Origin of the sequence: Tessaracoccus coleopterorum, assembly GCF_011174705.1 — a bacterium.
Taxonomy (GTDB): Bacteria; Actinomycetota; Actinomycetes; order Propionibacteriales; family Propionibacteriaceae; genus Arachnia; species Arachnia coleopterorum.
This window is the reverse complement of the sequence record NZ_JAANIJ010000001.1, coordinates 3,450,734-3,471,131: the sequence shown is the minus strand read 5'-3', so window position 1 is coordinate 3,471,131 and position 20,398 is coordinate 3,450,734. Positions and strand designations below refer to the sequence as shown.

Here is a 20,398-nt window from a genome sequence, read left to right as displayed (position 1 = left end):
GGCATTGCAGCGGGACCAGACCCCGGCATGGTGGCCGACCGGCTGGGCGGGTGGCACGATTGATCCTGTCCGTGCCAGAGCAGGGAGGATTCAGTGTCCGTCAGGATCTCCGACGCAGACCGCGACGAGGCCGTCGAGGCCTTGACGCAGCACCGCGTCGCCGGCCGGATGGACGAGGCCACGTTCCTGCGACGGGTCGAGCAGGCGCTGGCCGCCGAGGATGAAACCCAGCTACGGGGGCTGTTCGCAGACCTGCCGGTCCCCTGGCCCGAGGTCGCGCTCAGCAGCCGGAAGATCGAGGCTCCCGGCACGCATCCGGCCGTCTCCGTCTTCACCGACCTGGCCGCCAAGGCGGCCGAGAAGGTGGTCGGGGCGGTCGAGTCCTTCACCGGCATGCAGGTCGGCCGGCGGCTCCCCTACCCGCAGGTGATCTCTCCGCTACACAACCGGATCCGGCTCTCCGACCTGGCGATCGCCGCCACCGTTGACCATCACGACAAGGTCGGTCCGACGTTCCCCGTGCCGGTCGAGGCGGTTCAGAAGGCTCTGATCAACGAGGGCCTGCTCGACGCGGGCGCCATCGAGTTCGGCCGGTGGGACGACGCCACGGCAGAGGGATACCGGGCTGGGATGAGCGCTCTGGCGCAGTGGGAGGCGATCCGGCCCGGCCTCCCGACGCGGTCAGCCTGTCGCGCCTCGGCCAGCGCTACGGCTTCACCGTCGACCCGGCCCGCCGAGCGCAGGAGGAGGCGTCCGTTGCGAAGCGGGTGGCCCGCGCCGAGGCCCAGACCCGGGCCGCCCGCTCCGGCGTGAACACGCTGATCACGGCGGCGCTCGCCCTCATCCCCACCGCGATGTTCGTCACCGGCGGGTGGCAGTTCGTGATCCTCGCTGCCCTGGTGGCCGTCATCCTCGGATCTGCGGCCGCCGCATTCATCTTCACCCGGCTCGGCGAACGGACGTGGAACCAGCTCGCCCATGACGACCTCCCCGCCCTCCAACGGGGCCCCACGAGGAGCCATAGCGGCCCACCGGGCATCATCACGGAAAGGAGTCTTGTGGGTCGGCGGCTACCCCCTTGGCGATGATCAGGTGGACGGTGGCGCCGATGCCCTTGCCCCACGCCTTGCGCACCAACCAACCTCTGACACCAAACACTAGACATCGGTGAGTCGCAACCCCTCGATCGGTTGCCTCTCCCAGACCTCGAACGGGTCGTCGGCCACCGCGGCGCGGGCGACCGGGGCGAGAGCCTCGAAGTCGGCCTCCGACTCGAAGATCGCCAACCCGACGAGACGTTCGGAGCCCACATCCTCGAGGGTGTGCACCGACACCAACCCCGGCCTGCCCACGATCGCGGCACCGTACCGGTGCATCGATGCGATCAGCGCCCCGCGGTGCTCGGGTGTGGGTGATGCACGGACATCAGGATGAACATGTCGGTCAACCTACGCCCACGGGAGCGGGCTCGATCGGATTGCGGGCCGCGGCCGGTTCGCGGACACGCTGCCGTTCCGATACCCTGGGGGTATCTGACCGCTCTCCTGAGGTGAACCATGACCCGCGTCCGCGCCCTCCTTGCCGTGCTGTTCCTTCTCTCCACCGTCGCGCTGTCCGCGTGCAGCGCCCCCGAGCCGCTGGCGGTCGGGGCCGACACGGTCATCGTCGACGTCAGGACGCCCGACGAGTTCGGCTCCGGGCACCTGGAGGGCGCCGTGAACGTCGACCTGAACTCGGGCGCCTTCGAGCAGGAGATCTCCACCCTCGACCCGGCGGGCGACTATGTCGTCTACTGCCGCTCAGGCAACCGCTCCAGCAAGGCGGTGGGGATCATGGAAGACCTCGGCTTCGAGCACGTCAGCGACGCCGGCGGGCTGCAGGCGGCATCCGACGCCACCGGCCTTGACATCGTCACCGCCTGATCGCGAGAGGACCGTCCGCATGCCCTTCCTTTCGCGCCCGTCGGCACAGCACCTGGGCGAGAGCCTCCGGCTCGCGGGCCGGGCACTGAGGCTCTGGACCGGTAGCCAGGCCCGGGCGGCGATCGTCTCCGGCGTGGTCGTCGCGCTGGTCATCGGCACGGCGACCGTCCTGATCCCCAATCCGGTGTTCGGGCGGGAGATCGCGCCGGTGTGGTGGAACTACCCCGTCTGGCTGGTCACCTCGGCGCTCTCGGGGATGCTGATCGCCACCTACGTGCGCAAGCGCCCCGGCGGCGCAGCGGCGACAGCAGCCGACGAGGAGGAACCGCATCCCCGGGCAGCCGGATGGGGATGGCCGGCGGCATCCTGGCCTGGTTCGCCGTCGGGTGCCCGGTGTGCAACAAGATCGCCCTGCTGGCGCTCGGCTACTCCGGTGCGATCACCTGGTTCGCCCCACTGCAGCCCTTCCTCGCCCTTGGCGCCCTGATCCTGACGGGCGTGGCGCTCGTCGGGCGGCTCCGGGGCAGGTTGCCTGCCCGGTGCGCCCACCTGCACCGGCGACGGCAGGCTGACCGAAGCCTCCTCCGCACCCGCGGATCCTCAGTCGAGGCCGGGGCCCTGACAACGGCCTGCGGCGGTCACCTGAACTTCAACAGGCCCGATATCGCAGGGCGTTGCGCCTCGACGAAGTTGTCGATGTGCCAGGCGACTCCCCCGCCGTGCCGGTCGGCCACCATCCGCCGGGAGTTGAGGTGCGCGGGACGAGATCGACGCCACGCCGCGCCACCTTGACCTTGCCGGCCAACAGGACCCCGTCGTCGTAGAACCCCAACTCCACCGGAGGCGCCTCACGATAGCTTCCCGTCGCCTTGTCGACGACGCCCGCGTACAACAGAGAAGGCTCAGGCCAGGTGCCGATCGTGGTGGAGATCTCCAGGATGTCCTTGGCCCCTTCCTTGACGCGCAGCAGGAACCGGCAGCGCTCGCCCTCCGTGGCAACGGTCTGCGCGGCACGCTCGACGAGCTCGGTCTGGTCGGGTCGCAGCATCCGCAGGGCGGCGATGATGCCTGCACTAGCGACAGCTGCGTCGTCGTCACCGGGGAAGTCGCCGGGCACGCCGACCGACACCTCCCGAAACCACCAGTCGTCCGGGTGAACCTCTGCGGCTTGGCCTCCAGGCTGCCCTCGGGCAGAGCGGGGTCGAACGTGACGTAGAGGCGGGCTCGTGGCCGATCGCGAACTCCTCGCCGTTCAGCCACCATGCCAGGCGCCGCCCGAATGCTGTCGCTTCGGCGATGCCCGGTCTCTTGGCGTCTGCACCGAAGAGTCGGAGATCCTTGAGCCTGGAGGGCCTTCCATCACGAGTCATGGGGGCCAGAGTAGCCAGGCCCCGGTCTCACCCTCCCGTCGCCGGGCGGAGGGATCCCGCTAGTAGCGCCAGCGACATCGCGCCAGGTGCCAACGGTAGAGGCGGCTCGGCATCTTGTGAGCCTTGCCATTCCGGTGCTCCCGGCACAGCATCTGGCCGTTGGTAAGCTCGGTGCGGCCGCCGCGGCTCCAGTGAACGACGTGATCGGCCCAATCGCGGGACTGTACGTTTTCCGGTGTAACTCCGATGTAGGAGGTACCCGATGAGGATGCAGGTTGAGCCGGTCGCTGAGGCGGTCGTGATGGAGGGTGACGAGGTGACGGCGACGGGAACGGCCCCGCTGGTGGACAAGGATTTGGTGGCGCAGCTCGTGGGCGACGCGCAGCGGCTGGGGCTGTCGGTGGAGGGCGAGGGCGGGTTGCTGGCGCAGCTGACCAAGCTGGTCCTGGAGTCGGCACTGGAGGGCGAGATGACCGCGCATCTGGGCTACGACAAGCACGAGCGGGTCGAGGGCAGCGACAATGCCCGTAACGGGACGCGGTCGAAGACGGTGCTGACGAAGGCCGGCCCGGTCGAGATCGCTGTGCCTCGGGATCGGGCCGGGTCGTTTGAGCCGGTCGTGGTGGCGAAGCGGCAACGGCGTCTGGGGCGATCGAGGACGTGGTGTTGTCGCTGTCGGCTCGCGGGCTGACCCATGGCGACATCGCGGCGCATCTGGCCGATGTTTATGGCTCTGAGGTGTCGAAGACCACGATCTCGACGATCACCGACAAGGTCCTGGACTCGATGGGCGAGTGGCAGAACCGACCACTGGACCCGGTGTATCCGGTGGTGTTCATCGACGCGATCCATGTGAAGGTCCGTGACGGGCAGGTCGCGAACCGGCCGATCTACGTCGCGTTGGCGGTCACTGTCGACGGGAACCGCGACATCCTCGGGCTGTGGGCCGGTGACGGCGGCGAGGGCGCGAAGTACTGGCAGCAGGTGCTGACCGAGATCAAGAACCGTGGCGTGACGGACGTGTTGATGCTGGTGTGTGACGGGCTGAAGGGGCTGCCCGAGTCGGTGGGTAACGTGTGGCCGCAAACGATCGTGCAGACCTGCGTGGTCCACCTGATCCGCGGGTCGTTCCGTTACGCGGCAAGGCAGGACTGGGACAAGATCGCCCGCGCGCTGCGGCCGATCTACACCGCTGACACCGTCTCGGCGGCCGAGGACCGGTTCCTGGAGTTCACCGAGCAGTGGGGCACCCGATATCCGGCGATCGTGCGCTTGTGGGAGAACGCGTGGGCCGAGTTCGTTCCGTTCCTGCAGTTCGACAAGGAGATCCGCCGGATCGTGTGTACCACCAACGCGATCGAGTCGGTCAACGCCAGGATCCGCAAGGCCGTCAAGGCCCGTGGGCACTTCCCCAACGAGCAGGCCGCGCTCAAGTGCGTCTACCTCGCTGTGATGGCGCTGGACCCCACCGGGAAGGGCAGAGCCCGTTGGACGCAGCGCTGGAAGGGTGCCCTGAACGCGTTCGAGATCACCTTCGACGGACGGCTCTCCGCCGGCCGCCGATACTGAGAGTCAAACAACCATGAGATACACCGTTAATTTGACAGACCCCCACCCAAGCCATCAACCGCGGCATGAGCCTCGAAGCGATCGCCGCGCTACTGGGCCACGCCGACTTGTCGATGACGATGGTCTACGCCCGCATCGGTGACCGCACCGTCGCCGACCAGTACTTCCAAGTCACCAGCAAGATCGAAGCCCTCTACCAAGATGCTGAGCCCGCCATCCCCGTCCTGCCCGCCGAGGCCGCCGGGCCAGCCATGACCGCCCTGCATGCGGAGGTCAACAAACGACTCTTGGGCAACGGCTACTGCCGCCGGCCCGTCGAGCTCGATTGCCGCTACGAAACGATCTGCGAAACCTGCCCCATGTTCTTCACCACCCAGCAGCACCGGCCCACCCTCATCGCCCAACGAGACGACGCCTGCGCCAAAGGCCAAACCCGCCGCGCCGAGATCTACACCAACCTCCTCGAAGGCCTCGATCAAGCCACCGCTTGACAGCGATCACCCACATAAGCTGAGGCCGACTTCAAGATCGTGTTCGCGCGTCGGAGTTCACGGTTCTCGCGTTCGAGTTCGGCGATCCGGCGGGCGTCAGCGGTGGTGGTCCCGGGGCGTTGTCCGCCGTCGGTTTGGGCCTGCCGGACCCAGCCGCGCAGGGTCTCGGGAGACACGTTGAGCTGGTGACCGATCCGGTTGAACACGCCACGGGCGTTAGGGTCTTCATCGAGGATGTCCAGGGCCATCCGGATCGCGCGTTCACGCAACTCCTGGGGTACTTACGGGTGCTGGCATGAAGTCAACTTTCCTTTCCGTGGCTTCACTGTCTCCAGTATCCCGGGGCGGAACATTCTCATTTTGGGAGTCTGTCCAACACCACATGAACCCGATCGACGAGTCGCCCGGGCAGTTCGACGAGCCGCGGCTGCAAATGGTCATTCGCCACGGTCGAGGACATCGCGCAGCTGATAGCCCGCCGGCAGAATGCCACCGCACACCCAACCCCACAGGATCTGGGCGACACCCGAGGCCGTGGGAATGTTCTCCCCCTCCAAGAACGAGGTCCCAGAGAAGCTCGCACTGTCGGAGTTGGTGGCCCGGGTACGGGGACCCGTCCGGGCCAAGGCTGCCGATCGGTGTGACGCGCTGCGCCCAACCGTCCCCGTCACTTCCACGACGAAACCGCCCGGACGCGCATCGTCTGCCCCACGGGCTCCCGCCCTCCCGCTCCAACACCCCCAGGCGGTCAGGCCCCACAGCCCTCAAGGCAGTCAGTGAGCTGCGCGGTGCTGCGCACCCGAACACTCCGGGCGCCGGACGGACGCCACCACAGCGCGAACTCGGGCTCCGCCTGGGTCTGCAGCCAGGTCTCGACCTCGACCACGGCATCAACCTGCAGCCCGGCCAGAGAGAACGGAACCTCAGCGATCTCCCTCAACGCTTCTCCCCTCGACACCTCCATGGTCCCAGTCGGCACTGACGGCATTCCGTTGTCGATCGTAAGCACCCACCGGCCTCCATCGAGCGCACCGGGAGGGCGATGGCGCAGATGATGGCGCAGACTCCATCACTCGCAGCTTCGTCAGTCGTCGATCAGAGCGGCGAGATCGTCTGCGGACAACTCGCGGTCCTTGTCGGCCTTGCCGTTGGAGAACACCAGGCCCTCGTCCTCCAGCATGTCGATCGGGCTGCGGGTGTCATCGGGATCCGTCCATGCGAAGCCCGGAGAGACGGAGCCGTCACGCTGCAGAATCCGGTGGGCGTTCGAGCATTGGCCGCAGCCAGCGACGTGACCGCCGAGCGGTTGGGGCGAGGTGCCAATCACTTCCGCCAGGCTGCCGTAGGTCGTCCAGTGACCGGCCGGGAGCGATTCGAGGATGGTGTGCAGCGCGGACCAGTCGAAGTAGCCCGCGCGCTCGCTGGGATTGTGCTTGCCGGTGAAGGCCGAACGGACGTCGAGCAGCCGACGGCCGTCGGCCAACTTCCAGAAAGACCAGCCGTTGGTCACTCCGCCCTTTGCGAACTTCCCCGCACCTGACGGCGAGTCGAAGTGCCGGCCCTCAACCGCGAGCTGACCGTCGGCGAGGACGGTCGCATGCCGGTGCCTCCAGGGTCCGTCGGGACCTGGCGTGAGGACGGTCCCGGGGCGAGGAGGCCCGCAGCAACGAGGTGCTTGACCTCGATCCAATCGCTCTTGACCTTGTTGTGCGGATCGACCACGGTTCCCGTGTGGCCGGCGGGCACGGGCCAGGTCGAGAGAAGGACGTCGACCAGGGCGGGCGTGCGTGCGTCGATCTGCTGTTCGTCCCAGGCTGCGTCGCCGGCACCGTTGAGTAGGCGGCTGTTGAGCAGCAGGGTGTCGTTCAGACGCAGCTTCTCGCGCTTCCTGGTCCAGTCCGCGTTGGACACCTTGGAGTTGAGCGACCTCGTCAACAGCGTCAGGTTGCCGAGTCGGTGGACGTGCGCGGCACGCTCCGCCTCCGCAGCTTCCCCTTCGACCGGCCAGTGATCCGACCATGCCTGCGGGAGGACATGCTCGATGGGGTATCCCCTTCGCGGGACCTGCGGCTGGTCGGTGCCCGCCCTGAAGTCGTTCTCGATCGCCTCAAGCAGGACCCTCAGCCGGCCACGCCGGAAGCGCCGGTACACGCCTTCCGTGGCGAGCGCCGTCCTGATCTCCTCGTCGCCGGGCCAGTAGGTGCTCACGGCGTCCAGGCGCGAGAGATACGAGGTGACGCCGTCCACGAGATCTGCCGCAGGTGTCTGATTGAAGACCCGGATCACGTCGGCGACGACGCGCCCGAGGTCAGAACCTGCGAGCCGCAGCATGAGGCGGCGCATGAGCCAGCTCTCGGCCGCGGCCACGACGCGGTCGATGACCTGTGTGGGCAGGTCCCGTTCGGGCGAGTGCAGCCAGATCAGTAGGGGCTTGAGCAGCTCGATACCGTTTGCCTTCATCCGGTAGACGGCCATCTCCACCACGGTGAGCTGCCGATCAGTGTCGTTCGCAGCCTTGGTCCACGCCTCGTAGAGATCGGCCTGCGCCTTGATGATCGGCAACAGTTCGGTCATCCGGTGATTGCCGTCGTGCTCGACATAGGCCTTGAACCGGGTGAAGGTCTGCTGGGGCCGACCTCCTCCCCCACCCGGGAGACGAGCCACTGGTTGAAGAACAGCGAACTGCGGCTCACGAGACTGCGTCCTACGCTGAGCTCGTCCTCCCAGAACCTCTTCTCGAACGGCCAGTCCTCGGTGTACGCGCGTCGCGTGTCGGCGCCTTCGGCCGCGAGCCTCTGAAACACGAAGTTGCGGATCAGGTCGGCCGCGGTCAACGGGGTGCCGCGGGCGTTGAGGGTTTCGAAGATCTCCTGGGAGTTCTCGGCCGCCGTGAGATTGATCGCGACCAACTGCAGGCCATTGAGCAGCGCCGAGACAAGGCTGTCGGCGCGACGCGAGAAACCCTCGGAGTCGGGGTCACCGAGCCAGTCCGAGACCATCCGGGTGAAGTAGCCGTGGGCCCGGGTAATGGTCGACCCCGAGTGCTTCAATGCCTCGTGTGGGACCGGCGGCTCGGCCTCCATGACCTCGTCGAACGCGGCCCGGTCCTTGTTGGTGTGGCGAACCTTCAGCGCCGAGTCGTCGGGCCCGACGAAGTTCATCTGGTTGTGGGTCAGGGTTTCGAGCTGCCCGGCGAGGGTATCGAGGTCGTTCTCCTTGAGCACGCCGGCAGCGGCGTCCATGAGGAGCTGGAGAGTGGTGAGCCTTTGCTGGCCGTCGATGATGTTGCTGCCGGGAAGATGGCCCAGCTGCATGTCGTTGGCCTGCACGACGATCGCGCCGAGGAAGTGGGTCGGCTGAGCGTAGGGATCCCGCTCCCGGGCCTCGACGAGGCGGCGGATGTCCTGCCAGAGCGGGGACCACTGATTCTGTTCATCCCACACGTACGGCCGCTGGAATAGCGGCACCACCAGTTGCTGGGGCAGGTTGAAGATCTGCATCGGCGTTCGTACTGCGGTTTCCACGATCGCCATCTTGCCGCTTGGCACCGACAGTGTCAGCGAACCGGGGCATCCGGCTGACCTCGGCGCCGTCGGCCGGGAGCGAACCGGCGTGGGCTACCCCACTGGCGGCAGCAGCGACGACGCGGTGCCGCTGTAGGTGACCACCAGTTCATCGCGGGCACGGGACGCGGCAACGTAGAGCAGCGACCGTTCCCGCAGCTGCGCCTCGCCGAGTTCCTCGTCGTCGTAGTCGTAGGCCTTGAGCCCCATCGGCATCGAGTCCCTATTCAGCCCGAACAGCAGCACCCGGGTGAACTCTGTGCCCTTCGCGCGGTGCATCGTCAGCGCCAGCGGGTAGCCGGGCTTGACGGTGCCGGCCTCCAGGGCCCGGACGTCGACGCCGCGCTCCCCAGGCCGGCGACGACGCGGTCTCGCGTGACCCGGTCGCGGACCAGCACCGCGATCGTCTCGGGCGCAACCTCGCCACTGGAGGCCCACGAGCCGACCAGGTCCGCCGCGAAGTCCAGCTCCGCCGTCAGCGTCGGGAATGAGCGCACCTCCGGCTTCGGGCCGGTGCGCGCCGACAGGTAGCCGGCCATGGTCTCGGCCTCGCCGTCGGAGTCGACGACCTCCTGCCCGGTCAGCACGCCGACGGCCCACGCCAGGTTCTGCGCGGTGGTGCGGTAGTTGAGCTTCAGCCCCGCGACCGGCCCTGCGTTCGGATCCCGTACGCCGAGAGCATCAGCTTCTGCCCGTAGATCCGCTGGTGGGCGTCCTCGGCGATGAAGATGTCGTTGGGCGCCTCCGCCGCCAGCGCCCGGACCAGCTGCCAGTGGCAGGGCTTGAAGTCCTGCCCCTCGTCGACGAGCACGTGCCGGGCGGGTCGCTCCCCCGTCGCCTCGAGGTGGGCCGCGGCGATGGAGGCGGCCTCCGCGAAGTCGAGCGTCCCCGCCTCGCGGGCGGCCCCGCGGTAGGCCTCGACGACGGCCCACACGGCCTTGCGCCCTGCCCGCGACAGCCGCACTCCGCGACCCGGCCGCGCCACCTTCAGGTAGTCCGCCAGCTGCGTGATGCGGTGCGGCAGGATCACCATCTCGTACTCCGCGGCCAGGAACGCGGGCTTGCGCAGTTTCTCGTCGAGGTCCTCACCGGCGCGCAGCACCGCCTGACGCCAGGCGGCGTCGGTGTCGGTCCGGCCCCGATGTCCGTCCGCCCCACGCCCAGCACGGCCGCGACGGCCTCGCTCACCTCCGCACCCGCCGACTGCACCACCGCCCGGGCGAGCGCGTCGATTCCCTTGACGTGGAGGCCGGGCGCGCCGAGGGCGTCGGCGAAGCGCAGGTCGGGGTCGAGGCGCTCGAGGCTCCGCGACAGCTCGGCGGCCAGGTTGGTGGTGAACGTCGTGACGACGATGGGCGCGTCCGGGTCCTCGACCGCGAGCCGCCGCGCCCGGTGGAGCACGACGACGGTCTTGCCGGTCCCGGCGCCGCCGGAGATCCGGTACGGCCCCTTCCAGCTGCCCCGCACCCAGGTGCGCTGCTGCGGGTGGAGGAACACGCGCCAGGCGGAGAAGTCGCCGCCGGTGATGACCCGGCGCAGCTCGTCGGCGCCGGCGAGCTTGGCGAATCCCATCTGTGCGCTGGGGTGGTCGAAGCTGTCGAGGAGCTCCTGGTCGCTGACCGGCTCCGGCTCGACGAACCGGGTGGCGGCCTCCGCGGGGCTCATCGGCCGGTTCATGATCTCCAGCTCCTGCTGGATCTGTGTGATCGACTCCCCGTCGGCCAGCAACAGCAGCGCGAGGCCCTGCCACTCGGGCAGCGTCTGAGCGAAGGCCTGCATCGCGTCCTTGCTCGTCAGCGCGACCGCCTGCTCCGCGGTGGCGGGCGGGATGCCGAGGGAGACGGTGAGGTCGGCGGCGCTGAACGCGATCAGCGGCTGAGGTGCCGACGGCAGCGCCTCAACGGCCACCGGCTCCGCCCACGTCAGCTCGGGCTCCGCTGCGGCCACTGAGCTGTACTCCGGCAGCCCGTTGATCGGGTTGATCGTCAGCTGCACCTTGGCCGCCATCTTGTAGGCGTCGTCGTGGTTGTAGATGCCGTGCACCACATAGGCGGTGGAGGTGGGCGTGGTGAGCTTGAACAGCAGCGCCCGGTACTGCTGGTCCACCCGGCCGGTCCGGGCGCGCGCGTCGGCGGCGTTGTTGACGGGCTCGATGTGCAGGCCGGGCGCGCTGTCGTCCTGGGCGAGCTTCTCGAGGAAGCTGTAGGCCTTCTGCTTGATGGACGAGTCGAGCAGCTTGTCCTGCTTCGGGTAGATGATGACGCTCTCAGGCATCGCTTCGTTCCTTCCATGCACCCGCGATCACAGCCGCGTCGGGCGCGAGGATGCGCCATCCGTCCACCTCGACGCCCGGGGCCGGGTCCAGCTGCACCGCGATCTTCTCGCTCGTCCACACCAGCTCGAACGGCACTCCGTCGAGCTCGTATCCCACCTCGCCGTCGGGCGCGGCCACGCCGGCGTCGCTCAGCGCGGCGATGAGGTCGAGCACCTCGGCCGACTCCCCCGCCAGCTCCTCGACGATGGGCTGCCACTCGGCGCCGACGACGACTCCACCGTGCACGATGTCCACCACCGGGGCTGCCGGGAGCGCGGCGGCCGAGCGGGCCTCGAACGCGGCGATCGACGCGGGCAGCAGCGCCAGGACGTTGGCCAGCCGCAGCCACTCGCGCCAGGCCTCCTTGGCCTCGGGGTGGTGAGGTCGACGGTGTCGTCGAGCACCGCGGCCAGCCGCACCGAGCCCGGGGCCGGGACGCCCACCGCGACGGTGAGGCTGCCGTGGCGCCAGACGCGGGTCTGCACGCCCGACCCGGACACCAGGCCGACGGCGAGCTCGTCCACCGACCTGTCCCCAGGGGCACCGGAGGCGAACACCGAGAACGCGGCCGCCCGGGCGAAGCGCTCGAGGTTGTCGGGGTCGGGCTGCTGTAGCCAGCCGGCCAGGAACGCCAGCGGCCCGCCGAGTAGCGCCTCGCGTGCGGCCGCGGTGTGCTGCATCGCCGGCTCGGCGTTCAGCCTCTGCACCAGCGGCGCCTTGAACCACGACGGTGCCGTGGCCGCGTCGCCCGCCTCATCGAGCGCCAGGTCCTGCGCGGTGATCGCGAGCACCAGCGTGCCGCCCTGGCGGAGGATGCGGCGCTTGGCGGCGTCGTCGGCGATGTTGTTGCACTTCGGCGAGGCGTGGAACTGCCAGCCGTCGGTGAAGATCGCGACGTCCGGCAGACCTTCGCTGGAGAGGACGAAGTCGGGCTTGGAGTTGGCGATGTGCACCTGCGGGCGGAGCCGGAACGTACGGGAGCCCAGCGAGACGGTGATGATGTTGCCGCCGGAGATGCTCGGGGTCTGCTTGACGGTGCCGCCCAGCTTGGCCGCCAGCCGCAGGAACGCGGCGCGGAACCGCTCCTCCAGCCACGACTCCCCGTCGGATCCGGCGCCGGCGGGCCTCCGTGACGTTCCACGACGGCACCAGCGGCGGCTCCCCGCCGTCGATCCCCAGCAGGGTGCGCAGGTGCCGCTCGGCGGCGACCCGGGAGGTGACCTCGCGGTTGTGCGGGCGGCGAAGGGCAGCAGGCATCGGTGGCAGGACAGCCGTCCCTCTTCGGCGCAGGCGCAGTCCTTGACCCGCTCCAGCGCGCCGATCAGCACCTGCCACAGCTCGCGGGGTCGGCCAGCTCGGCCAGGTAGCCGGTGCCGCCGGGGACGAGGTCGTGCAGGAGGAGGGCGTCGCGGTTGTCGAGCAGCGGGTCCTTGATGAAGGCGACGTCGAGGTGGTCGGGCGCGCCGCCGTAGTTCTCGCGCAGCCCGAGCAGGACGGCGGCGGTGAGGCTGGGCACGGCGAACACGTCGTCGCCGAACGCGATGCCCTGCGGCAGGGTGAGCACGACGCCCTCGGTGGTGAGCTTGCGGGTGAGCAGCACGGAGCGGGTGTGCTCCTCGTGGCTGTGGCGGTGCTTGCACCAGGGCCGGTGCTCGTCGCGCTTGTTGGCCAGCCCGGTGCGGTCGAGGTGGCCGCAGGCCTCGCAGATCCGGAACCGCGGCCCGGCGAGCCGGTTGCCGGCGATGGTGATCTCGCCGGCGGTGTGGCGGCGGGGCCGAGGTTGTACCAGCGCACGTCCATGCCCTTGAGGTACGCCACCCCAGCCCCCGGTGGTGTACCAGCGGTGCTGGACGGTCTGCGGGTCGACGTCAGCGGCGGTGACGATGGCGAACCCGGCGCGGACGCGCTCGTCGTTGGAGTCGTCGATGCGGGACTCGTCGCGCCGCACGAACGCTGAGACGCGGGTGAGCTCGATGGTCTCGAACCGCTGCCCGACGTCGTTGATGCCGGACTTCCCGCAGCGCAGGCAGGTGGTGGGGTGTCGTCGCCGTCGTGGCTGTAGCCGCAGTGGGGCAGAGCCGCACGGTGCGGATGGCGGAGCCGTCGTGGCCCACCTCGACGGCGTCGATGTCGATCTGGTGGCCGCCGACGTAGAACGACGCCCCGGGGCGAAGTCCGCAGGGCGTTGGCGCTGGCGCGGGAGTAGTCGGCGGCCTCGGAGTGGTACTCGCCGGTGTCGGAGTCGATCCAACTCATGGTGACGTCGAGCTGGACGGAGTCGTCGACCAGCGAGTAGTTGGGCAGCAGCCCGATCCGCTCGAGCGCGGAGATCCAGAAGTCGCCGTACGCGGCGCCGATCTGGGCCTCCAGCATGCGCTGCTCGGCGCGGGCCTCCTTGAGCGCGCGGGCGTCGTCGTCGCTGTCCTGCTCGCGGGCCTCAAGGTCGGGCAGTTCCCGACGAGCTGGTCGAGGCGGTCCTTGAGGTCCTGCTGCTCGGCGTGCCAGCGCTGGGCGGCGCGGCCGATGGTGGCCACCAGCCCGCTGGAGCCGTCCGGCCCCGGGTGGCCCATGCACGCAGCGCCTCCGCGGCGTCTGGGCGGAGGGTGGCGGTGAGGTCGCCGTCGACGGCGAACGCCGCCAGGAAGCGGTCGACGGCGCCGGGCTTCCGGGAGGCCTCGACGAGCTGGTCGAGGAAGGTGTTCTTCCCCCGGTGGGTTGCGCGAGGGCGGTGCCGGTGGTGCGGGGTGGATGGCGTCGGGGTCGCGGGCGAGGCTGTCGGCGAGGTGGGCGATGTACTGGCGGCGGAGGATCTCCTCGGCGCTGAGGTACGTGGCGGGCGGGGTGACGGCGCCGTTGATGAGGGAGAGCGGGTCGCCGAGGCGGGGCAGGAACTCCCCGCGGCCCTGGACGAACGCCAGGTCCAGCGCGTTGCCGGTGAGGCGGCCGGCGCGGCCGACGCGCTGGACGTAGTTGCTGACGGTGCGAGGCAGGGAGGCGAGCATCACCGAGGACAGGTCGCCGATGTCGATGCCCATCTCCAGCGTCGGGTGGCCACCAGCACGTTGGGCGCGGTGGGGTCGTCGGCGCTGGACTTGAAGGCGTTCTCGTACTCGAGGCGCTTCTTGGTATCGAGGAGGCTGGTGTGCTCGCGCGCGACGACGCGCCGCACCTCGGAGGAGCGGTAGAGGCGGCGGTAGTAGTTGTCCGCGTCGCCCGGGTGCGGGGCGAGGGTGCCGGCGCAGGTGGCGTGGAGGCAGGGCCGCCGGCGAGCTCCGCGCCGGTGGCGAGGCTGACGGGGAACTCGCCGTGGCAGGTGGTGCAGCGCAAGGTGTGGCGGCCGGCGTCGACATCCGAATCCTCGGTGGGGCGACGACGACACGCGCGGGCTCGATGGCGTAGACCGTGGCGCCGCTGCGGGTCTCGACGGCTCGGAGCAGCTGATCCTTGGCGAGCTGGTCCAGCAGCGTGCGGGCGAGCACTCCCCGGCGGCGCCGTCCAAGCCGAGGCAGCGCCTGGCCCACCGGGCGTACCAGGCCCGGGTGTCCGTGACGGGGTCGAGCAGCGCCTTGTTCGGCTCGATCTTCGCCCCGCCGACCCGCGGGAAGGCGGGCGTGGAGCGGCCGGGAGGGAAGGGCGGCATGTACTTGGCGCGGCCCTTGCGGCTCCACAGGTGCCAGCGGTTGCCGTCCTCGGTGACGTACCTCTGCAGCCAGGGGTGCCAGATGCCGCCCTGGGTGCGGATGCGTTCGACGGCGCCGCGGGCCCAGGCGGTGAGCATCCAGTCGTCGACGTCGTGGGGAACAGGCCGGGGTCGAGCGAGTCGAGTGCCTTCCTGGCGGAGCGCAACAGGTCGGCGCCGTCGATGGCGACGTGGGCGCTCATGGTGCCGGTGCGCTCCAGCGTGCGGCCGAAGCTGCTGGTGAGGCCGAACTCAAGCGTGGCGGAGAACAGGAGACGCTCCCGCGCGATGGCCGTGAGCTTGGCCGGCGGGTTGTCCTTCTCCCAGAAGGGCTTGAACTCCTCCTCGCGGGCGGTGAGGTTGGGTGCCAGCAGCCGGTAGCGCTTGAACTTGTCGTCCTTGGCCTGCTCGACGGCGTGCTCTACCAGCGCGGGCAGCGATCGCGGCGCGTCGCCGGCGGCGCGCAGCACGGAGCGCAGGGTGAGGGTGTGGGAGCGGGAGGAGACGAAGCCGGCGCGGTGGGCGGCGTCCTGGACTGAGTCGACGAAGACCAGCGACTTCTTCTCGGCCTCGTCGAGGGTGGCCTGGCCGAACATGTTGGACAGCGTCACCGACATCAGGGTGGCGATGGCGCTGCCGGTGAAGCGGATGGCGTCGGTCTGGCCGCAGCTGGGGCAGGTGTCCTTGGCGGAGTCGTCGTCGGCGTCCTCCCGACGTGGGTGACGACGCGCAGCACGCGGCCCTCGCGGACGGCGGTGGGGTCGACGTCACTCTGAGTGGTGGTGATCCGGCGCTCGCGGGGTCGAACCAGGCCAGGCCTGTCTCGGGTGGGGCGTCGGAGTCGACATCCGCCGAGGCGTTGAGGAGGGTCTGAACCTGCCCTCGCGGGTGACGTGGTGGCGTCGGATGTTCTCGTCGTTGGCCGCGAGCTGGTCTCCGACCGGTCCGAGCTCCACACCCCAGCCGGAACGGCCGCAGAACCGACAGTGGACGGCGGGGAACGCGATACCGCCGCCCTGGGTGGCGTCCTCGCTCGCGACGGGCGGACCGTCGTCGCCCCAGCGGAAGCGGGCGGCGGAGTCGGCGTAGCGGTCGATGCGGCTGAGTTCCCGCACCCACATGTGCGCCTCGGTGGACGGCATGTCGCGATCGGGCCCGCCGTCCTTGCCGCGCGCCCGCAGGTGACCGAGGGCCCGTGGACGGCGATGACGAACCGACGGCGAACGTCCAGCGTCTCCGGGTGCCACGGATGAGCCGGGCGACTTCGGTGACGTGGGTAGCTTGGGCGGTGGCAGCCAGGAAGTCTCGGATGAATGCGCTGGACTTCGCGAGCGTCTTGAGGTCGGCGGTGTGCGGATCCTCGTGAAGAGCGGTCAGGACGATCCGACACAGCTCCGCTGGATCGGTGTCGTCGTCAATCTGAGCCACGACGTCGGCGGCCACCTGCTCCGTGACCTCCCCAACCCGTTGGCTGAGGTGCGAGCGCCAGCGAGCCTCGAAGCCTCCTGACTCGCGCCAACTCCGCCGACTGACGTGCGAGCTCCATTCCCGCTGGCTGAGGTGCGAGCGCTAGCGAGCCTCGAAGCCTCAGAAACCGGCGGCCGACCGCCCAACCCAGCCCCACATCCGACCACTCATCCGGAGCCAAACGCTGCTCGCCGACGACACAGCCGTCATCAAACTTCTCCCCGAACACCCGAGTGGCGAAATCGACGATGTCCATCGCACCCGACGGCGCATCCTCCCGCGGCCCGAGTGTCGCGGACGTCCCCACCGGCGTGATTCGTCCCAGCGGCCGACCCCACTCCTCGACACTGTGGGTGTCGCCAGCGCTCCCCGTTCCGGCCAGTACGACTTCAGCGCCAGACCAAGCCGACGCAACAGCATCGCGACATCCGTGCCCTGCGCCCCGTCGTAGGTGTGAAACTCATCGAGCACCAGGTACGTCAGCGAATCAGCCGACTTCTCCCACAGCTTCTGGTCGACGGAACGCAGCAGAAGCTGGTCGAGCATCTTGTAGTTGGTCAGCAGGATGTCCGGTGGGTCGTCCCGGATGATCGCCCGGTCGGTGATGAGCCCGGTCTCCGTGACCTTGGTGGTGGGACCGGAGCGCTTCCCATCGGCGGAGACGGCCGCCTCTCCGGTGTAGAGGGCGGCTGTGACCGAACCGAGGGGCTGGTGCCCGTCCGAGTCCCGCTGGGTGATCAGCCGGGCAAGTCGCTGCGCCTGGTCGTTGGCGAGTGCGTTCATCGGGTAGAGAATGAGGGCCTTCATCCCACCCACGCCCTGCCGGCGAGCGCGGAGGCAGTGGTCGAGGATCGGGTACAGGAAGGCCTCCGTCTTGCCCGAGCCGGTACCAGTGGTGACCAGCGTCGGCTGGGGACGGCCGTTCAGGCAGGAGAGCCGTCGGAACGCCGCTGCCTGGTGGGCATACGGGTCGAAGCCGGCGGGCATCCAGTCCAGCGGTGAGACGGCACGGCGCGGGGCTGCACTGAACGGCATCCCGGTGCGGAGGTAGGGGCCTTTGAACATCCCCTCCGACTCGTCCTCCAGGAGTTCGCGGAGAGCGGCCTGTGCATCGGAGTCGACTAGAGCGAACGTGGTGGTGAGGTAGTCGATCAGACCGGCGCGCAGGCGCGTGGCCTGGTACCCCGGCAGCAGCTCGCTCACGTACCCTCCCCGCACTGGACGATGAGTTTCCCTCGACGGCCTCAACCTATCGAACATCGGCGTGATGGATGCGTTGTCACGCCAGCGCGTGCCGAGGTTCGTGAGCGCCTGGACGTCACCGGCCTCGGCGGCGACGAGGAGCACCGCCTCGGCGTCGTCGGCCCGGCCGTCCTCCTCGAGGAGCAGCGCAAGCGTCACGGCGACGCGCGTCTCGCCGCGCGACCAGTGGTGGTCGAGGTGCGTGAGCCCTCGGCCACCGGGTCGCGTCGCGCAGCGCGTGCTCGACGGCGGACTCCCAGCTCATGGCGGCGGACTCGGCGACGATGTCGTCGGCCTCCTGTGCGAGGCCGATGCGACGCAGGACGCACGCAAGCCGCACAGGGGTCTCCGGGAGCTCGAGCGCCCGCGCGTAGTGGAGCGCCGCACGGTCGTCGTCACCGCAGGCCTCGAAGATCTGCGCCGCCATGAACGCACCCTTGGCGTCACCCGCCTCCGAGGCCGCAACGAACCCGGAGCGCGCGATCTCGGTGCGGCCACGCTCGTGGTGGAGCAGCGCGAGGTTGTATGTGGCCTCGGGACACCCGCCTCGATGGCCTTCTCGTAGAACGGCACGGCCGCGTCGTCGCAGCCGAGCGCGCGCAGGTCGTTGGCGATGTTGAAGAACTCCTCGGGCGCCGACGAGCTCAGCCGATGCAGGGCGACGCGGATATCCTCCGCTGCGTCGCGCGGCTCCGACACCGTCGTCGGGTGCGAGTGCGTCGTCGTGTCTGCGGCCATCGCAGGACTCCTCGGTGTGAGGGCGACCGGATCGTTCCGGGCGCACCGCCTTCCCTGGCGCAGAGCGGACAGGGGTCGTGCACTCAGAAGTCTGACAACGCGCACGGGGGTCAGCAACCGGTACAGAAGTGGGTCACCCGTCGCCGAGCACCCTCACCCGCCCGACCGCCCGCGGTCAGGCGAGGACACCCGCAGACTCGCCCGCGAGCATCCCCCGACGAGCGGCGCAGTCGCGAGGAGCAGCTCACCGTCGGGCAGCGGCGCCGCCTCCTCACCGAGGTTGACGACGAGCGTGAGCGCCCGGCCCCCGACGCCCGCGGCAGGGGTCCGGCGCAGCACGAGGCGCGTCGCCGTCTGCTCGAGCCACTCGACGTCACCGCCCGCAGCGCGGGCTCGGCACGCCGGAGCGTGCCGAGCGCCCGGTAGAGCGCGAGCATCGAGGCGTCGTCGTCGGCCTGGGACTCCGCCGTCAGCGACGCCCAGTCCTCCGGCTGCGGCAGCCACGTCGTCGTGCCGTCGGGCGCGAAGCCGAACGGCGGCCGCGAGCCCGCCCACGGCAGCGGCACGCGGCAGCCGTCGCGCCCGCGCGACGTGCCGCCCGAGCGCGCGACGATCGGGTCCTGGAGGACCTCGGCAGGGAGGTCGACGACCTCCGGGAGCCCAAGTTCCTGCCCGCATACACGTAGGCCGCGCCCGGCAGCCCGAGCAGGAGCACCGCCATCGCGCGAGCGCGGCGCGTGCCGCGAGCGAGCGCGGCGTCGTCGAGCGGGAGCTCGGCAGTCGAGCCCGGCACGTACTCGCCCTCGAGCCGCACGTCCGCGCCGTAGCGCGTCACCGAGCGCGTCGTGTCGTGGTTGTCCGTCACCCACGTCGTCGGCGCACCCACCGCGCCGTACGCCGCGAGCGAGTCGTCGACCGCCGCGCGGATCGCGGCCGCGTCCCAACCCGCCTTGACGAAGCGGAAGTTGAACGCGAGGTGCATCTCGTCGGGCCGGAGGAAGAGCGCGACGACATCGTCGGGCGCCCCCGTCTCGATAACGGCCATGCGGTCGCCGTCGTAGGAGTCCATGACGGCGCGGAACGCCCGGTAGATCTCGTGGACTCCGCTCGCGTCGTCCTTGGGGATGAGCGGGTTGCCGTCAGGCGTGTCCTCCCACGCCGTGTCCTTGATGAGCGCGTCGGACACGTCGATGCGGAAGCCGTCGATACCGCGGTCGAGCCAGAAGCGGAGGATGCGCTCGAACTCGGCGAGGACTTCGGGGCGACCCCAGTTGAAGTCGGGCTGCTCGGGCGCGAAGAGGTGGTAGTACCACTGGCCCGGCGTGCCGTCGGGCTCGGTGACGCGCGTCCACGACGGTCCGCCGAACGCGGAACGCCAGTTGTTCGGGGGAGCTCGCCGCGCTCACCGCGTCCGTCGACGAAGTGGAAGAGCTCCCGCTCGGGCTGCCGGGGCCGGCCGCGAGCGCGGCCTGGAACCAGGGGTGCTGGTCGGAGCAGTGGTTGGGGACGAGGTCGATCGTCACGCGCAGGTCGCGCGCGTGCGCGGCCGCGACGAGCGTGTCGAGGTCGTCGAGCGTGCCGAACATGGGGTCGACGTCGCAGTAGTCGGCGACGTCGTAACCCGCGTCGACTTGCGGCGACGGGTAGAAGGGCGAGAGCCAGAGGGCGTCGACACCGAGCGAGGCGACGTGGTCGAGGCGGGCGGTGATGCCGGCGAGGTCGCCGACACCGTCGCCCGTCGTGTCCCCGAAGGACCGCGGGTACACCTGGTAGAAGACGGCCTCGCGCCACCAGGGCTGGGTCGTGGCGGGCGTGGTCTGGGCGCTCTGCGGGTCACGCACCCAGCATATGCGTGCTCGCTGCAACGTTGCTCGCGTGTCAGATTCGAAGGACCTTCGTCCCTCCCGCGCACGATACCCCGGCTGGGTAGCCTAGGGCCTTGAGTCCCGACAGAAGGAGACCGCACGTGCGACGCCGCCACCTGCTCACCGCAGCACCCGCCCTGGCCGCAGCCCTTGTGCTCAGCGCCTGCACCCCCGGGCC

18 protein-coding genes and 5 pseudogenes are annotated in these 20,398 nt (G+C 69.8%); 6 read left to right on the top strand and 17 right to left on the bottom strand.

The features are described from left to right. Positions 1-93: 93 nt before the first annotated feature. Together G7085_RS22135 and G7085_RS22130 are read left to right on the top strand one after the other, a co-directional pair. Positions 94-813 carry a DUF1707 SHOCT-like domain-containing protein gene (locus G7085_RS22135; protein WP_197512618.1) on the top strand — a complete coding sequence of 240 codons (720 nt, stop codon included), beginning with the start codon at positions 94-96 and terminating at the stop codon, positions 811-813. Next, positions 768-1,088, top strand: a complete 321-nt coding sequence (locus G7085_RS22130; protein ID WP_197512616.1) for a hypothetical protein — start codon at positions 768-770, stop codon at positions 1,086-1,088. Before G7085_RS22135 ends, G7085_RS22130 begins: the two co-directional genes overlap by 46 nt. Positions 1,089-1,157: 69 nt before the next feature. Here the strand turns inward: G7085_RS22130 and G7085_RS22125 are convergent, their stop codons facing one another. Beyond that, entirely contained in the window at positions 1,158-1,376 is a 219-nt protein-coding gene (locus G7085_RS22125) for a hypothetical protein (protein ID WP_197512615.1), read from the bottom strand. A 180-nt stretch (positions 1,377-1,556) separates the two neighbouring features. Between G7085_RS22125 and G7085_RS22120 the strand changes: the two genes are divergently transcribed. Both G7085_RS22120 and G7085_RS22115 read left to right on the top strand, forming a co-directional pair. Beyond that, entirely contained in the window at positions 1,557-1,922 is a 366-nt protein-coding gene (locus tag G7085_RS22120; protein WP_197512614.1) for a rhodanese-like domain-containing protein, read from the top strand. 19 nt (positions 1,923-1,941) lie between these two features. Beyond that, positions 1,942-2,409 (top strand): hypothetical protein, encoded by a 468-nt coding sequence (locus tag G7085_RS22115; protein ID WP_197512613.1) that lies wholly within the window; start codon positions 1,942-1,944, stop codon positions 2,407-2,409. Positions 2,410-2,571: 162 nt separating this feature from the next. On the opposite strand, the gene G7085_RS22110 is transcribed toward G7085_RS22115, so the two are convergent. Together G7085_RS22110 and G7085_RS36055 are read right to left on the bottom strand one after the other, a co-directional pair. After that, positions 2,572-3,051, bottom strand: coding sequence for a hypothetical protein (locus tag G7085_RS22110; RefSeq protein WP_197512612.1), 480 nt, complete (start codon positions 3,049-3,051; stop codon positions 2,572-2,574). A gap of 300 nt (positions 3,052-3,351) precedes the next feature. Then, positions 3,352-3,540 carry an HNH endonuclease gene (locus G7085_RS36055; protein WP_408647241.1) on the bottom strand — a complete coding sequence of 63 codons (189 nt, stop codon included), beginning with the start codon at positions 3,538-3,540 and terminating at the stop codon, positions 3,352-3,354. Between the two features lie 53 nt (positions 3,541-3,593). On the opposite strand from G7085_RS36055, the pseudogene G7085_RS22105 reads away from it, so the two are divergent. Both G7085_RS22105 and G7085_RS22100 read left to right on the top strand, forming a co-directional pair. Continuing rightward, positions 3,594-4,861: pseudogene (locus G7085_RS22105) on the top strand (IS256 family transposase). Positions 4,862-4,926: 65 nt separating this feature from the next. Next, complete coding sequence (locus G7085_RS22100) at positions 4,927-5,352, top strand: hypothetical protein (protein ID WP_197512611.1); 426 nt, start codon at positions 4,927-4,929, stop codon at positions 5,350-5,352. Between the two features lie 14 nt (positions 5,353-5,366). Here G7085_RS22100 and G7085_RS28640 read toward each other — a convergent pair. The 14 genes and pseudogenes from G7085_RS28640 to G7085_RS36045 form a co-directional block, all read right to left on the bottom strand. Continuing rightward, positions 5,367-5,600, bottom strand: a pseudogene (locus G7085_RS28640) (transposase); the annotation flags it as partial. 500 nt (positions 5,601-6,100) lie between these two features. Next, positions 6,101-6,361 (bottom strand): hypothetical protein, encoded by a 261-nt coding sequence (locus G7085_RS22090; RefSeq protein ID WP_197512608.1) that lies wholly within the window; start codon positions 6,359-6,361, stop codon positions 6,101-6,103. A 75-nt stretch (positions 6,362-6,436) separates the two neighbouring features. After that, positions 6,437-7,042 carry a restriction system modified-DNA reader domain-containing protein gene (locus G7085_RS22085; protein ID WP_197512606.1) on the bottom strand — a complete coding sequence of 202 codons (606 nt, stop codon included), beginning with the start codon at positions 7,040-7,042 and terminating at the stop codon, positions 6,437-6,439. Positions 7,043-7,179: 137 nt separating this feature from the next. After that, positions 7,180-7,683, bottom strand: a pseudogene (locus G7085_RS28635) (HNH endonuclease family protein); the annotation flags it as partial. A 239-nt stretch (positions 7,684-7,922) separates the two neighbouring features. After that, complete coding sequence (locus G7085_RS22080) at positions 7,923-8,885, bottom strand: DUF262 domain-containing protein (RefSeq protein WP_197512605.1); 963 nt, start codon at positions 8,883-8,885, stop codon at positions 7,923-7,925. An 84-nt stretch (positions 8,886-8,969) separates the two neighbouring features. Then, positions 8,970-9,194: a 3'-5' exonuclease gene (locus G7085_RS28630; RefSeq protein ID WP_231979804.1), complete on the bottom strand. Its 225-nt coding sequence runs from the start codon at positions 9,192-9,194 to the stop codon at positions 8,970-8,972. 2 nt (positions 9,195-9,196) lie between these two features. After that, positions 9,197-9,502, bottom strand: coding sequence for a hypothetical protein (locus G7085_RS28625; RefSeq protein ID WP_231979803.1), 306 nt, complete (start codon positions 9,500-9,502; stop codon positions 9,197-9,199). A gap of 47 nt (positions 9,503-9,549) precedes the next feature. Further along, positions 9,550-10,017: a UvrD-helicase domain-containing protein gene (locus G7085_RS28620; protein ID WP_331715882.1), complete on the bottom strand. Its 468-nt coding sequence runs from the start codon at positions 10,015-10,017 to the stop codon at positions 9,550-9,552. Beyond that, complete coding sequence (locus G7085_RS22070) at positions 9,942-11,189, bottom strand: UvrD-helicase domain-containing protein (RefSeq protein WP_231979802.1); 1,248 nt, start codon at positions 11,187-11,189, stop codon at positions 9,942-9,944. The genes G7085_RS28620 and G7085_RS22070 overlap by 76 nt, the downstream gene beginning before the upstream one ends. Beyond that, a complete protein-coding gene (locus tag G7085_RS22065; RefSeq protein ID WP_197512603.1) occupies positions 11,182-11,403 on the bottom strand; it encodes a hypothetical protein in 222 nt (73 codons plus the stop codon). The genes G7085_RS22070 and G7085_RS22065 overlap by 8 nt, the downstream gene beginning before the upstream one ends. Continuing rightward, positions 11,379-12,557: a hypothetical protein gene (locus G7085_RS22060; protein WP_197512601.1), complete on the bottom strand. Its 1,179-nt coding sequence runs from the start codon at positions 12,555-12,557 to the stop codon at positions 11,379-11,381. The genes G7085_RS22065 and G7085_RS22060 overlap by 25 nt, the downstream gene beginning before the upstream one ends. Next, positions 12,551-17,578, bottom strand: a pseudogene (locus tag G7085_RS36050) (DEAD/DEAH box helicase). The gene G7085_RS22060 and the pseudogene G7085_RS36050 overlap by 7 nt, the downstream one beginning before the upstream one ends. A gap of 300 nt (positions 17,579-17,878) precedes the next feature. Continuing rightward, entirely contained in the window at positions 17,879-18,355 is a 477-nt protein-coding gene (locus G7085_RS22020) for a hypothetical protein (protein WP_197512589.1), read from the bottom strand. A gap of 153 nt (positions 18,356-18,508) precedes the next feature. After that, positions 18,509-20,196 (bottom strand): annotated as a pseudogene (locus tag G7085_RS36045) (glycoside hydrolase family 13 protein). Positions 20,197-20,398 lie beyond the last annotated feature (202 nt).

Excerpts from the sequence above, each read along its gene's own strand:
- G7085_RS22125 (WP_197512615.1), bottom strand. The coding sequence starts at position 1,376 with ATGCACCGGTACGGTGCCGCGATCGTGGGCAGGCCGGGGTTGGTGTCG.
- G7085_RS22120 (WP_197512614.1), top strand. The coding sequence starts at position 1,557 with ATGACCCGCGTCCGCGCCCTCCTTGCCGTGCTGTTCCTTCTCTCCACC.
- G7085_RS22115 (WP_197512613.1), top strand. The coding sequence starts at position 1,942 with ATGCCCTTCCTTTCGCGCCCGTCGGCACAGCACCTGGGCGAGAGCCTC.
- G7085_RS22100 (WP_197512611.1), top strand. The coding sequence starts at position 4,927 with ATGAGCCTCGAAGCGATCGCCGCGCTACTGGGCCACGCCGACTTGTCG.
- G7085_RS22080 (WP_197512605.1), bottom strand. The coding sequence starts at position 8,885 with ATGGCGATCGTGGAAACCGCAGTACGAACGCCGATGCAGATCTTCAAC.
- G7085_RS28630 (WP_231979804.1), bottom strand. The coding sequence starts at position 9,194 with ATGCACCGCGCGAAGGGCACAGAGTTCACCCGGGTGCTGCTGTTCGGG.
- G7085_RS22070 (WP_231979802.1), bottom strand. The coding sequence starts at position 11,189 with ATGCCTGAGAGCGTCATCATCTACCCGAAGCAGGACAAGCTGCTCGAC.
- G7085_RS22020 (WP_197512589.1), bottom strand. The coding sequence starts at position 18,355 with ATGGCCGCAGACACGACGACGCACTCGCACCCGACGACGGTGTCGGAG.